Consider the following 13,084-nt stretch of genomic DNA (forward strand, 5'->3'; position numbering starts at 1 on the left):
GAGCTTGGAGGGCTTGCGCCGGGCCTTGCGCGGCGGCCCGGCGGGCGAGCCGTAGGCGGTGCCGAAGGGCGGCGGCTCCGGGTAGCGGACGGTCGGGCCGCTCTCCAGCACCTCGCCCTCCAGCACCGTGGTCCGCTCGGCCGCTCCCGGCCCCGGGTCCGCGGCGGCCGTCGGCTCCGCCTCCGGAGCCTGCGGCGCCGGGGCGTCCGAGGGTGCGGGCCGGGTGTCGGCCGTCCAGCCCTTGCCGTCCCACCAGCGCTGCGGCCTCGGGTCGCCGGTGGTGTTCTTGGGGTCCGGGTACCACCCGGCGGGAATCTGCTCGCTCACGGTAGAGAATCTAAAGGCAGCCGGATAAACGCGAAATCAGCGCGGCCCGGAATTCCCGCCGTTTTCGATGAGATTCCGGTGAGAACCCCGGCGGCGACCCTTCCGCGGCCCTGCCACGGCCCGACCGCCGCGCCCCGCGTACGGCTACAGCGGTGTGACGTACGCCCCGGAGATGCCGCCGTCGACCAGGAACTCGCTCGCCGTGATGAACGAGGAGTCGTCGCTGGCCAGGAAGGCCACCGCGGCGGCGATCTCCTCGGCCCGGGCGAACCGGCCGAGCGGGATGTGCACCAGCCGGCGGGCGGCCCGCTCCGGGTCCTTCGCGAACAGCTCGCGCAGCAGCGGGGTGTCCACCGGCCCCGGCGAGAGCGCGTTGACCCGGATGCCCTCCCGGGCGAACTGCACGCCCAGCTCGCGGGACATCGCCAGCACCCCGCCCTTGGAGGCGGTGTAGGAGATCTGCGAGGTGGCCGCGCCCATCCGGGCCACGAAGCTGGCGGTGTTGATGATCGAGCCCCGCCCGTGCCGGCGCATGTACGGCAGCGCTGCCTTGCAGCACAGATAGACCGAGGTCAGGTTGACCTCCTGGACCCTGCGCCAGGCGTCCAGGCCGGTGGTCAGGATCGAGTCGTCCTCGGGCGGCGAGATGCCCGCGTTGTTGAACGCGACGTCCACGCTGCCGCAGGTCTCGTACGCCTCGTCGAACAGCGCCTCGACCATGGACGGGTCGGTGACGTCGGTGTGCACGAACAGCCCGCCGACCTCCTTGGCGGCGGCCCGCCCGGTCTCCTCGTCGAGGTCGGCGCAGACCACCTTCGCGCCCTCCGAGGCGAGCCGGCGGGCGGCGGCCAGGCCGATCCCGCTGCCCGCGCCGGTGACCACGGCGGTGCGGCCGACCAGCCGGCGGCAGACGGGCTCGTCCGGAGCGGCGTGCTTCTCGCTCATCGGGCTGTCACTCCTCGCTGTGGATGAAGACGTTCTTGGTCTCGGTGAAGTGGCGCAGCGCGTCCGGCCCCAGCTCGCGGCCCACCCCGGACTCGCCGAAGCCGCCGAAGGGCGTCCAGTAGCGCACCGAGGAGTGCGAGTTGACCGACAGGTTGCCCGCCCGTACGCCCCGGGCCAGGCGCAGCGCACGGCCGACGTCCCGGGTCCAGATCGAGCCGGACAGGCCGTAGCGGGTGGCGTTGGCCAGCCGCAGCGCGTCGGCCTCGTCGGTGAACGGCAGGACGGCGGCGACCGGGCCGAAGATCTCCTCGGTGACGGCCGGGACCTCCGGGTCCTCGGGGGCGACGACCGTCGGCGGGTACCAGTAGCCGGGCCCGTCCGGGACCTTGCCGCGGGCCAGCACCGGCAGGTCGGGGGTGAGGTAGGAGGCCACCCGGCGGACCTGGGCGGCCGAGATCAGCGGGCCGAGCTGGGTCTGCGGGTCGGTCGGGTCGCCGGTGCGCAGGGTGTCGACGGCGGGCAGCAGCAGGGCGAGGAAGTCCTCGTACACCTCGCGCTGGACCAGGATCCGGCTGCGGGCACAGCAGTCCTGGCCGCTGTTGTCGGCGAAGGAGAGCGGGTCGGCGGCGCGGGCCAGGTCGGCGTCGGCGAAGACGATGTTGGGGCTCTTGCCGCCGAGCTCCAGGGTGACCCGCTTGGCGCGGGCGGCGCAGCGGGCGGCGACCTCCTTGCCGACGAGGGTCGAGCCGGTGAAGACGATCTTGCGGACGGCCGGGTGGTCCACCAGGGCCCGCCCGGTGGTGGCGCCCGCGCCGGGGACGGCCTGGAACAGGCCCTCGGGCAGGCCCGCCGCGAGGGCGAGTTCGGCCAGCCGCAGAGCGGTCAGCGGGGTGGCCTCGGCGGGTTTGAGCAGGACGGCGTTGCCGGCCGCCAGGGCGGGGGCGAAGCCCCAGGCGGCGATCGGCATCGGGAAGTTCCACGGCGCGATCACCCCGACCAGGCCGACCGGCTCGTGGAAGGTCACGTCCAGGCCGCCGGGGACCGGGATCTGCCGGCCGGTCAGCCGCTCCACTCCCCCGGCGGCGTACTCCAGCAGGTCCCGGACGTTGCCGGCCTCCCAGCGGGCGTTGGCCCGGAGGTGGCCGGCCTCCGCCACCTCCAGAGCGGCCAGCTCCGGGACGTGCGCCTCGACCTGGTCGGCGAACCGGCGCAGCAGCCGGGCGCGTTCACCGGGGGCCAGCGCGGCCCAGCCCGCCTGGGCCCTCACCGCCCGCCGGACGGCCGCGTCCAGCTGCTCGGGGGCGGTGTCGGGGACGGTCGCGAGCACCTCGCCGGTGGCGGGGTTGCGGACGGTGCTGCTCCCCGCGGTCGCGTTCGGCTCGGTCATGGCTCACATCCGTTCGAAGGATCGGTAGCGCTCCCAGTCGGTGACCGCCCCGTCGTAGGCGGCCTGCTCGACCCGGGCCATGTTCAGGTAGTGCTCGACCACGTCGTCGCCGAAGGCCTCGCGGGCCAGTGCGCTGTCCGCCCACAGCCCGGCGGCCTCGCGCAGCGAGCCGGGCACCCGGGCGTACTCCTCGACCGCGTAGGCGTTGCCGAGGCAGGGGGCGGGCAGATCCAGCTTGCGCTGCAGCCCGTGCAGGCCGGCCGCGATCATCCCGGCCACCGCGAGGTACGGGTTGACGTCGCCGCCCGGCACCCGGTTCTCCATCCGCAGGCCGGGGCCGTGGCCGACCACCCGGTAGGCGCAGGTGCGGTTGTCCCGGCCCCAGGCGACGGCGGTCGGGGCGAAGGAGCCCGGGCGGTAGCGCTTGTAGGAGTTGATGTTCGGCGCGTACAGCAGGCTGAACTCGCGCAGCGCGACCAGCTGGCCGGCCAGGAAGTGCCGCATGGTGTCGGTCATCCGGCCGTCCCGGTCGGCGAAGGCGGGGGCGCCGACGGCGTCGCGCAGCGAGAGGTGGATGTGGCAGCTGTTGCCCTCGCGCTCGTCGTACTTGGCCATGAAGGTGAGCGCGCAGCCGAGTTGGGCCGCGATCTCCTTCGCGCCGGTCTTGTAGACGCTGTGCTGGTCGCAGGTGGTGAGGGCATCGGCGTAACGGAAGGCGATCTCGTGCTGGCCGAGGTTGCACTCGCCCTTGGCGGACTCCACCACCAGGCCGGCGCCGGCCATCTCGGTGCGGATCCGGGACAGCAGCGGCTCGACCCGGGCGGTGCCCAGCATCGAGTAGTCCACGTTGTAGAGGTTCGCCGGGGTCAGGCCGCGGTAGCCGCCCAGCCAGGCCTGCTCGTAGGTGTCGCGGAAGACCAGGAACTCCAGTTCGGTGCCGATGTCGGCGGCCAGGCCGTACTCGGCGAGCCGGGCGATCTGGCGGCGCAGCAGCTGGCGCGGGGCGGCGTCCACCGGGTGGCCGCCGTGCCGGGCGAGGTCGGCGGTGACCTGGGCGGTGCCGGGCTGCCAGGGGGTCAGCCGCAGGGTGCCGAGGTCGGGGCGCATCGCGAAGTCGCCGTAGCCGGTGGCCCAGGAGGAGAAGGCGTAGCCGTCCACGGTGTTCAGGTCGACGTCGACGGCCAGCAGGTAGTCGCAGGCCTCGGCGCCGTGCTCGGCCACCTCGTCGAGGAAGAACCGGGCGGCGAAGCGCTTGCCCTGGAGGCGGCCCTGCATGTCGGTGAAGGCGAGCGCGACGGTGTGCACCTCGCCGGCGTCCACCAGGGTGCGCAGCCCGTCCAGGGTCAGCGGCGGCCGGCGCGGCGAGCCCGCGGCGGCCCGATCGGGCGTTTCGGACATGCCGAACCCTCCTCCTCGATCACTCTTCGAGATCAAGCGGTCACAGCGAACCGTACGGCCTGAGACTCGCGGGGCGGAAGAGGGCGGGGTGGGCGGCGGATGGGTGTCGGGTGGGTGTCGGGTGGGTGCCGGACGCCCGTGGCGCGCCGACGCGCGTGGCTGACGGTGGATCAGGTGCTCCGGGGGGAGAATGCGCGCCATGGATCGCAGGCCTTTGATCGGCGTCAGCACCTACCTGGTGGACGCGAGTTGGAGCGATTGGCGGGGCCGCCGGGTGGCCCTACTGCCCGAGCGGTACACCGCGCAGGTCCGGGACTCCGGCGGGATCGCGGTCCTGCTGCCGCCGGACGTCCCGGAGCGCGCCCCCGAGGTGCTGGCCCGGCTGGACGGCCTGGTGATCGCGGGCGGTCCGGACATCGACCCGGCGTACTACGGGGAGCCGGCCCACCCGGCGACGGAGGTGGACTCGCCGGAGCGGGACGCCTGGGAGGTCGCGCTGCTGCGGTCGGCGCTGGCGGCGGGGATGCCGCTGCTGGCCGTCTGCCGGGGGATGCAGGTCCTGAACGTGGTGTGCGGCGGGACGCTGGTGCAGCACCTGCCGGACGTGGTGCCGGTGGACGTGCACGGCGGCTCGCCCGGGTGCTACGGCTCGCACCTGGTGCGGCCGGTGCCGGGGACGCTGCTGGGCGGGCTGCTGCCGGAGAGCGAGCTGGAGGTGCCGACCTTCCACCACCAGGCCGTCGACCGGGTGGGGGCGGGCCTGCGGGTGAGCGCCCACGCGCCGGACGGGACGGTGGAGGCGGTGGAGGGGCCGGGGTTCGCGCTCGGGGTGCAGTGGCACCCGGAACAGGGGGAGGACCTCCGGCTGATGCGGGCCCTGGTCCGGGCGGCCACCGCGGCGGTCCTCGACGCGCTGGCGCTGGGGTAGATCAACTGGGCGCGGGGGTAGGGGAATTCAGCCGGTCGGAGGGGTGCGGCGTGCACCGGGTCCGGCCCTCCGAACGGCAACGACAACGGTCACCAGTACAGCCTTTGGATCTTTGTCGATTCTGCGGTTCACTTCGGTTGCGGGGCGGTCGCAGCGCGCCCCCTTTCCCACCCGTGCGCCCAGAGAGGACTTCCATGGCCGGGCACGAGCACTCGCACGATGATCATGCGCATGACCAGAGGCACTCGCCCTCGCACTCGCACGGTTCCGGCGGGCACGCGCACGGCTCCGGCGGGCACGGCGGCCACTCGCACGGGGTCGCCGCCGACGCGGACCGCCGCTGGCTGCTCAGCGCCCTCGCCCTGATCGTCGTCTTCATGGCCGGCGAGGTCGTGGTCGGCTTCGCCGCCCAGTCCCTGGCCCTGATCTCGGACGCGGCGCACATGCTCACCGACGCCGCCTCGATCGTGCTCGCGCTGATCGCCATGCGGCTCGCCGCCCGCCCGGCCCGGGGCGGCTACACCTACGGCCTCAAGCGCGCCGAGATCCTCTCCGCGCAGGCCAACGGGGTCACCCTGCTGGTGCTGTCGGCCTGGCTGGGCTACGAGGCGATCACCCGGCTGTTCGAGCCGCCGCAGGTCACCGGCTCGCTGGTGCTGGTCACCGCGCTGGTCGGGATCGTCGTCAACCTCGCGGCCACCTGGTGCATGTCCAAGGCCAACCGCAGCTCGCTGAACGTCGAAGGCGCCTTCCAGCACGTCCTGACCGACCTGTACGCCTTCATCGCCACCGCCGTCGCCGGCGCGATCGTGCTGACCACCGGCTTCGCCCGGGCCGACGCCATCGCCTCGCTGATCGTCGTCGCGCTGATGCTCAAGGCCGGCATCGCGCTGGTCCGGGACTCCGGGCGGATCTTCCTGGAGGCCGCGCCGGCCGGGATCGACCCGGACGCGGTGGCCGACCGGATGGTCACCGAACCGCTGGTCGAGGAGATCCACGACCTGCACATCTGGGAGATCACCTCCGGCCAGCCCGCCCTGTCCGCGCACATCCTGGTCACCCCCGGCGGCGACTGCCACGCGGTGCGGCGCTCCCTGCAACGCCGGCTCTCGGACGAGTACGGGATCACCCACTCCACCCTCCAGGTCGACCACGTCGGCGAGGACGAGGCCGGCGCGCTGCTGCAGATCGCCGGGCCGGGCGACAAGGCCGTCGACGTCGAGCACTGCTCCGACGCCCACGGCCCGGTCCACCGCGCCGGCCCGCACGAGCACTGAAGCCGCCCTCCTGTCGTCGCGGTGCGGCATGATTCTGAGTCGTGACCGCACCGCGACTGATGCTGCTCGACTCCGCCAGCCTGTACTTCCGGGCCTACTACGGCGTACCGGACACCCTGCGCTCGCCGCAGGGTGAGCCGGTCAACGCCGTCCGCGGCCTGCTGGACTTCATCGCCCGGCTGGTCCACGACCACCGGCCCGACCAGCTGGTCGCCTGCATGGACGCCGACTGGCGCCCGCAGTGGCGGGTCGACCTCGTCCCCTCCTACAAGACCCACCGGGTCGCCGAGGCCGCCGAGGACGGCGAGGAGGAGGTGCCCGACACCCTGGCCCCGCAGGTCCCCGTGATCGAGCAGGTGCTGGACGCCCTCGGCATCGCCCGGGTCGGCTCCCCCGGCTACGAGGCGGACGACGTGATCGGCACCCTCACCGCCCGCGCCACCGGCCCGGTGCAGATCGTCACCGGCGACCGCGACCTCTTCCAGCTGGTCGACGACGCCCGCGGGATCACCGTGCTCTACCCGGTCAAGGGCATGGGCAACCTCCAGGTCACCGACGACGCGCTGCTCCAGGAGAAGTACGGCGTACGCGGCGCCCAGTACGCCGACATGGCCGCCCTCCGCGGGGACCCGTCCGACGGCCTGCCCGGCGTCAAGGGCATCGGCGAGAAGACCGCCGCCCAACTGATCAACGAGTACGGCGACCTCCCGGCCATCCGCGCCGCCGCCCTCGACCTCGGCTCCAAGCTCACCCCGGCCCGCCGCCGCAACATCGTCGAGGGCGCCGCCTACCTCGACGTCGCCCCCACCGTCGTCCGCGTCGCCCCCGACGCCCCCCTCCCGGACTTCGACCCGACGCTCCCCCGCGAACCCCTCTACCCCATGACCCTGGAGGAACTCTCCACCCGCTGGGGCCTCGGCACCTCCCTCGACCGCCTCCTGGAGTCCCTGGCCACCCGCTGAGCCACCGTACTCGTGCCGGGGCCCGCACGTTCGACGCGAACGTGCGGGCCCCTGCGCTACCGTCCGTGGTGCGCCAGGCCATCGGGGTCGGTGAGGGCGCCGCGGATGCCGACGGCGGGGTACGGGATCAGGTCGTCGGGCAGGTCGTCCTCGGCGAACCAGCGCAGGTCCAGGCACTTCTCCGGTTCGCGGTTGACGGGCTCCCCTTCCCATTCGGTGGCGAGGTAGAACAGCCCGAGGCGCAGGGTCGCCTGGCCCTGGTGGTGGAGGACGGTGTAGGCGAGGCGGAGGCGGGCCGGGTCGGTCGTGATACCGGTCTCCTCCCGCAGTTCGCGGGCGGCGCCGTGGGCGGGCTTCTCGGCCGAGTCCGGCCGCGGAGCACTCCGCCATCACCTGCCGGCCGCGTTCCCCGTTGCTGGTCATCCCGACGCTCAACCCCATACCGGTGAGCGCCGCGACCAGCGCGGGCACCTCCGTGTGAAGGGTGGGTTCCCCGCCCGTGAGGTGGACCTCATCGGCGTCGAACGCCCTCGCCACGGTTCGCACCGCTCGCCGGAAGGACACGTCCGGGGCCATCCTCGCGGCAAGGAAGCCGACCCCGTTCGTCTCGCTGTAGATCGACACGCGCCCGGTCCTGCCCGGGCCCGCGACGAAAGGCAGTTCGGTGCGGCCTCGATTGTCGGCGGAAACCGGCGTTCCCTCGTTGTGGCAGAACGTGCAGGCCAACCCGCAGTCGTCGATCACCTTGATGCGGATGGTCCTGTCCCGGACGACCCTGATCGCCGGACGGTGGGTAGCTGACAAGGCTTGTCTCCTATCACTCGAACGTGAGCCGGGGAATCGCTTCGATGTCGATCCCGTACCGGCGGTAGACCTTGGTCGTGTTCTCGCTCGTCAGCTCCTCCAGAGGGAACTTGAGCGCGCGGGCGGTCGCCCGGACGTGCTCGGCACTGACGCCCTCGATCTCCACGTACGGGGGGATCAGCGGCCAGTGGTCGATCTCGATGGCCGCGCCACCGAGCGTCCAGGAGGACCGACGGTTCTCCTGGTACGCCTTCGGCTGGTAGCCGAGCTTGCCGAGGAGCGTGTTCGTGGCGTCGAAGTCACCGACGGTCGTCTCCGTTTCGGTCACGCCGTCGATCGCGTCGGAGTGGATCTCCTTGACGCACAGGGTGACGTCGGTGCCCGTGTCACGCAGCCGGACCCACGCTCCCGGCCGGCCGGGGATGTCGTAGACATAGCGGCGCTGGAAGCGGTCGACCACGTGCGAGGCCCCGGCCTCGGCGAGGAGAACGCGGATCTCCTCCGGATCGACGTCGAGGATCTTCACTTCGAACTCAGTTGCGGTCATGGGGAATTGCCTTCCTCGATGCGGTGCGGGCATACGAGCGCACGGTATCGGCGATGCTGTGAGCCACCTCGGCAGGCGTGCGGTCGGTGCCGTCGACGCGCAGCAGTCCGAACGCCCGGTACACACGGGAGCTTTCGGCCACGTTCGGCTCCTCTCGCCGGTGCCAGGAGCTCAGCGTCCCCAGCTCCTCCCGCCGACGAAGCCGCTCCTGGCGGACGCGTTCGTCCACCTCCAGCAGAATCGGCACATGCGGGACGAGGACTCCCTCCGGGTACTCCGGCGCGCAGACGTGACCCATCGCCCTGTGCGTGGCGATGGTGCGCGGGAAGTAGGACTCGACCACCACGGTCCGGCCCGCCCCGACAACCGCGCGAGCGGTCTCGGACTTGACGTGATTGGCCATCATCCACCAGTGGAACCGCGCCGCCAGGATGCCGGCGGCGTCCACCTCCGCACGCATGCGGGGGAAGGTCGGCAACGTGTCGTCCGTGAGGTGGACGCCGTCAACGAGGGCCGCGACCAGCGGGGCGACCGTGGTCTTCCCGCTCGCGCTGAGACCGTCGATGGTGATGAAGAATCCTCGGGTCACGTCCTTGTGAACTCCGTTTCCTGGTTCGGACTTTCATCGCGGACCCCAGTTCCACGGGACCGGGTGGGCGCCACGCAGGCACGCGATGCGGTGGGCGGCCTCCTGGCGGATGCCGGCATCGAGGTGGGCGCGGCGGACCGTGGTCAGCACCGTGGTGAGGACGACGATGTCGCGTACGACCTGGTAGCCGGACCAGGCTCCGATGTAGGGGTGGTCCGGGAGCCGGCCCTCCCGCTCATAGGAGAGGTAGGTGTCGGCGTAGGTCCGGTGGTCCTGACGCGGGCCGGTGAGCAGTTCGGAGCGCCAGCGGGCGGCGACGAGGTCCCACTCGCGGTGGCCTCGCGTCAGCGGGCGGCGCAGGAGGAGTCCGACGTGGGTGCCGTCATCGTGGCAGGGGACCATGCCGAGGGCGCCGAGGACGACGGTGTCCGGGGTCGGCCAGTCGAGGTAGTCCCACTCCTCGCGCAGTTGGGCGGCGCGTTCGCGCAGGAACCGGCAGGCGGACTCGTCCAGCGGCGCGTCGTCCAGGCCGTCCAGCAGGCCGACGAACGGGTCGTGCTCCCGCAGCCACGGAGCCGCCCCGGGGTCGATGCGGTGGGCGAGAGCGGTCACCCACGCGGACAGGGAGGTGTCTGTGCTCGGCCTCCCGGGATCCCGCCAGAAGGTCACGGCCCGGCCGTCGGCGGCCGCGCGGACCTCGGTGTAGTAGGCGGAGGTGACGGGGAGTCGGTGTTCCCGGAGGAACTGCGCGCCCTTGATGAGCGCCCAGGCCTCGTCCACGTCGGGGTGCACGATGGCGAGTGCGCACGAGCGCGAGCCGAGCGACCACAGGTGGTTCGGGCTGTCGCTGAGCAGTTCGGCTTTCGCGGGGTCGTCGCCGGTGGCCACACAGGCCTGCGTCAGGGCCTCGTAGGAGGCCGCGATGTCCAGTCTGCGGGCGGGGCTGATGGTCTTGAGCAGCGTTCTGGTGCGCGTTCCGACGCTCACGGAGCAGTCCTCACATATGAATTGAACGGATGGGTGGGAAGGGAGACCGGTCCGTTCGTCCCGCCGGGCGTCACGTGCAACGGGCGTCACCGGCTGACTGCACGGCGCCTACACCGGTGTTCGGTCGAGTGCCGGACGACCGGGCAACCGGCCACAGGCCGGCCGAGGAGGGGAGTCCCGTACGGCGGTCTCCGAGCGCGGCATCCCGGTCTGCCGGCTGACCTGATCAACCACAACAGTCACCGGCCGCACCGGATCGGGCAGCTCGATCTCGGCCCAGATCTCCTTGCCTCCTTCGGGAAGATTCTCAACACCGGACCGGGACGCGACCCCGATGACCAGCCGCAGGCCACGGCCGCAGGTCGCGTCGGTGCTCGTCGGCCGGCACTCGGGCCGGCCGTCACCCGGGTCGGCCACGGACACGCGCAGCACGCCCGAGGCGTACGCCAGAGAGGCCGTCAGCTTCACGTCCGGCCGATCGCCGCCGCAGCCGTGCAGAACGGCATTGGTGCCGAGTTCGGACAGGACGAGCTCCACGTCGTCCAGCAAGTCGCCGCACTGTCGGTCACCCAGGTCGAGCCCGAGCAGCGGCATGGCCGCCTTGGCCCAGCGGCGGAGCTCGCCGATCTGCTCCCGTTCGGCGGGGAACTTCGTCGTGATGATGCGTGATCCGGATTCCATGGAGGCGCCTCACTCGCTCGGGTCGGGGCTGTCGGGAGGCAAGCCATACTGCCGACCGGGGTGACGGAACATTTGCAGTGCGGTCTGTAACTGCCTTGCACGAAACAGCAAACCGTCAATAATGGCTGGGAGTAAGCTTCTGGCGACTGTCCGTTGTTAAACCGGTTAAACGGCATCGCCAGGAGACCCCCATGGGGCGCACTCGCCAACCCAATGAGCAGTTGGGCTGTCTGATCCGGGAGACCGGTCGGCCGAACGAAGCCCTCGCCCGGGCTTTATGCGCTGTCGCGGCCCGCCAGAACGACCCGGCACGGCCCAGCCGGGTGTCCGTGACGCAGTGGGTCCGCCAGGGTGTGAAACCCTCCGGGAACATCCCGCAGTACCTCGCAGAGGTGCTCACCAACTGGCTGAACCGGGACATCACCCTGGCGGCGATGGGGCTCGGAGACGATCAACCGGACCTACGCGCCTGGGGCTTGGATACGCTGAAGGCCCTGGCGGCTCTCGGACGGATCGACGTTGACGTGGAACGCAGACAGCTCCTCCGCACGCTCACGTACTCGCTCGGAGCGCTGAACATCCCCCCCGACAGCTGGTGGGAGAGCATGGCCCGCACCGACGGCCGCGGCATCACACAGCGCCGCGCCGGCCAGGCCGACGTCAACGCCGTCCGGGAGATGACCGGACTCTTCTCCCAACTCGATCAGCGCCGCGGCGGCGGCCACGGACGAACAGCGGTCGCGCAGTACCTCCTCACGGACGTCGGAGATTTCCTCCAAGGCACCTTCGCCTCCGACCAGGTGCGGCGGGAGATGTTCTCGGCAGCTTCCGAACTCGCCTATCTGGCCGGGTGGACGGCGTTCGACAACGGCGAGCACCCCACCGCCCAGCACTACTACACCGTCGCCGTGAAACTGGCGGCCGAGGCCGACGACCCCGCGATGGCCGGCCACGTCCTGCGCGCCATGGCCCATCAAGCGGTCGACCTCCAGAAACCCCACCACGCCGTCAGGGTCGCCGAGGCATCCATGGCCGGCAACAGGTATGCGCTCGCCAGCCCACGCGAACGTTCCCTGCTCGGCGTCGTCCACGCACGCGCCCTGGCCTCTGCGGGACGCACCACGGAGGCGAACGCCGCGCTGCTCCAAGCCGAACGCGATCTGTCTGCGGCCTCCCCCGGCGACGACGAACCGGCCCGGGTGTTCTTCTTCGGAGAAGCGTCCTTGGCGCACGAGACGGCATCGACACTGCGAGACCTCGGCGACCTGGAAGGTGCGGCGAGAGAGTTCGCCCGCAGCGTTGCGACCCGCAAGGCCTCCTCCTTCACCAGGACTCACGCAGTCACGCTCGGCCACCTGGGCCTCGTAAAGGCTCGGCAGCACTCCATCGACGAGGCCTGCACGATCTGGTCCGATTCACTCGACGCCATGCAGACCGTCCGATCTGCCCGCACCCGCGATGTCGCGCTGCGGATCCGCAGCGCGCTGTCTCCCTATCGCGGACGGAAGGTGGCGACCATCGACGCCGTCGACAGGCGCGCTGCCGAGTACTTGGCAGCCACCATCTGACCCGCCCATCCAAGCGCGGTCCGTTCCAAGGAGGGAAAGCACATGAGTGACGTCTTCAGCGTGGAAGCACTGGGGCACGTTGTAGGAGGTCGAACGGAACCGACCGACGACTACTGGGGAGGGACGCGCGCCATCATCCGGCTCGACGGCGACAGGTTTCCGCTCGACGCGACGAAGGGGCTGGAGGAGTTCTCCCACCTCGACGTGATCTTCCGTTTCCACCGGACCGACCCGACCGATCTGAACTTCGGCGCGCGCCGCCCCCGGGACAACCCGGACTGGCCCGAGGTCGGTGTGTTCGGCCACCGGAACATGCGTCGCATCAACTGGCTCGGGTCTTCCCGCTGCCGGCTCGTGAAGGTCGACGGCCTGGACCTGCACGTCGAGGACCTGGATGCCATCGACGGCACTCCGGTCCTCGAAGTGAAGCCGTGGTTCGAGGAGTTCGGACCACGCGGAGAGGTCCGCCAACCCGCGTGGCCGACGGAGATGCTCCGCGACTACTTCGCGCCGGCGCCGCCCACGGCCTGACCATCGGCATCGCCTCGTTCGTTTCGGCTGCCTCTTCTCCGCGAGAAGTCGGCCTGATGACTCTGCTGGCGAAGTCGGTTGGGTTGGGCGTGGGACAGTAAGTGTCTGTCGGTCGGGGCGGGTTGGCTGTCTGTGGGGGTGGGTCGTGTTGCG

14 protein-coding genes and 1 pseudogene are annotated in these 13,084 nt (G+C 71.5%); 5 read left to right on the forward strand and 10 right to left on the reverse strand.

Translation table 11 applies throughout. From position 1 onward, the window contains the following. From ACFU6K_RS13570 to ACFU6K_RS13585, 4 genes are all read right to left on the reverse strand, one after another. Positions 1 to 327, reverse strand: a 327-nt coding sequence (locus ACFU6K_RS13570; protein ID WP_380662834.1) for a DUF2510 domain-containing protein, incomplete at its 3' end; no start/stop codon positions are given. 144 nt (positions 328 to 471) lie between these two features. After that, entirely contained in the window at positions 472 to 1,272 is an 801-nt protein-coding gene (locus tag ACFU6K_RS13575) for a 3-oxoacyl-ACP reductase (protein ID WP_380662836.1), read from the reverse strand. Between the two features lie 7 nt (positions 1,273 to 1,279). Then, the gene (locus ACFU6K_RS13580) at positions 1,280 to 2,659 is read right to left on the reverse strand and encodes an aldehyde dehydrogenase family protein (RefSeq protein WP_380662838.1); all 1,380 of its coding nucleotides are present in this window, start codon (positions 2,657 to 2,659) and stop codon (positions 1,280 to 1,282) included. Between the two features lie 3 nt (positions 2,660 to 2,662). After that, a complete protein-coding gene (locus ACFU6K_RS13585) occupies positions 2,663 to 4,057 on the reverse strand; it encodes a glutamine synthetase family protein (protein WP_380662840.1) in 1,395 nt (464 codons plus the stop codon). 199 nt (positions 4,058 to 4,256) lie between these two features. Between ACFU6K_RS13585 and ACFU6K_RS13590 the strand changes: the two genes are divergently transcribed. The 3 genes from ACFU6K_RS13590 to ACFU6K_RS13600 all read left to right on the forward strand — a co-directional run bounded on the left by ACFU6K_RS13590 (position 4,257) and on the right by ACFU6K_RS13600 (position 7,224). Beyond that, positions 4,257 to 4,985 (forward strand): gamma-glutamyl-gamma-aminobutyrate hydrolase family protein, encoded by a 729-nt coding sequence (locus ACFU6K_RS13590; protein WP_380662842.1) that lies wholly within the window; start codon positions 4,257 to 4,259, stop codon positions 4,983 to 4,985. A 194-nt stretch (positions 4,986 to 5,179) separates the two neighbouring features. Further along, positions 5,180 to 6,262: a cation diffusion facilitator family transporter gene (locus tag ACFU6K_RS13595; RefSeq protein WP_380662844.1), complete on the forward strand. Its 1,083-nt coding sequence runs from the start codon at positions 5,180 to 5,182 to the stop codon at positions 6,260 to 6,262. A 59-nt stretch (positions 6,263 to 6,321) separates the two neighbouring features. Then, complete coding sequence (locus ACFU6K_RS13600) at positions 6,322 to 7,224, forward strand: 5'-3' exonuclease H3TH domain-containing protein (protein WP_380662857.1); 903 nt, start codon at positions 6,322 to 6,324, stop codon at positions 7,222 to 7,224. A gap of 56 nt (positions 7,225 to 7,280) precedes the next feature. On the opposite strand, the gene ACFU6K_RS13605 is transcribed toward ACFU6K_RS13600, so the two are convergent. From ACFU6K_RS13605 to ACFU6K_RS13630, 6 genes and pseudogenes are all read right to left on the reverse strand, one after another. Beyond that, positions 7,281 to 7,553 (reverse strand): DNA mismatch repair protein MutT, encoded by a 273-nt coding sequence (locus ACFU6K_RS13605; RefSeq protein WP_380662859.1) that lies wholly within the window; start codon positions 7,551 to 7,553, stop codon positions 7,281 to 7,283. Between the two features lie 94 nt (positions 7,554 to 7,647). After that, positions 7,648 to 7,968 (reverse strand): annotated as a pseudogene (locus ACFU6K_RS13610) (radical SAM protein); the annotation flags it as partial. Between the two features lie 73 nt (positions 7,969 to 8,041). Continuing rightward, positions 8,042 to 8,575, reverse strand: coding sequence for a class IV adenylate cyclase (locus ACFU6K_RS13615; RefSeq protein ID WP_380662846.1), 534 nt, complete (start codon positions 8,573 to 8,575; stop codon positions 8,042 to 8,044). Beyond that, positions 8,562 to 9,164 carry an AAA family ATPase gene (locus tag ACFU6K_RS13620; protein WP_380662848.1) on the reverse strand — a complete coding sequence of 201 codons (603 nt, stop codon included), beginning with the start codon at positions 9,162 to 9,164 and terminating at the stop codon, positions 8,562 to 8,564. The genes ACFU6K_RS13615 and ACFU6K_RS13620 overlap by 14 nt, the downstream gene beginning before the upstream one ends. Positions 9,165 to 9,197: 33 nt before the next feature. Further along, positions 9,198 to 10,151, reverse strand: a complete 954-nt coding sequence (locus ACFU6K_RS13625; protein ID WP_380662850.1) for a hypothetical protein — start codon at positions 10,149 to 10,151, stop codon at positions 9,198 to 9,200. A 108-nt stretch (positions 10,152 to 10,259) separates the two neighbouring features. Further along, on the reverse strand, positions 10,260 to 10,832 hold the full coding sequence (locus tag ACFU6K_RS13630) for an ATP-binding protein (RefSeq protein ID WP_380662852.1): 573 nt from the start codon (positions 10,830 to 10,832) through the stop codon (positions 10,260 to 10,262). Between the two features lie 191 nt (positions 10,833 to 11,023). Between ACFU6K_RS13630 and ACFU6K_RS13635 the strand changes: the two genes are divergently transcribed. Both ACFU6K_RS13635 and ACFU6K_RS13640 read left to right on the forward strand, forming a co-directional pair. Further along, entirely contained in the window at positions 11,024 to 12,400 is a 1,377-nt protein-coding gene (locus tag ACFU6K_RS13635; RefSeq protein WP_380662854.1) for a Tat pathway signal protein, read from the forward strand. A 42-nt stretch (positions 12,401 to 12,442) separates the two neighbouring features. Beyond that, positions 12,443 to 12,931, forward strand: a complete 489-nt coding sequence (locus ACFU6K_RS13640) for an SAM-dependent methyltransferase (RefSeq protein WP_380662856.1) — start codon at positions 12,443 to 12,445, stop codon at positions 12,929 to 12,931. Positions 12,932 to 13,084: the final 153 nt, after the last annotated feature.

Origin of the sequence: Kitasatospora sp. NPDC057512, from assembly GCF_042802135.1 — a bacterium.
Lineage (GTDB): Bacteria > Actinomycetota > Actinomycetes > Streptomycetales > Streptomycetaceae > Kitasatospora.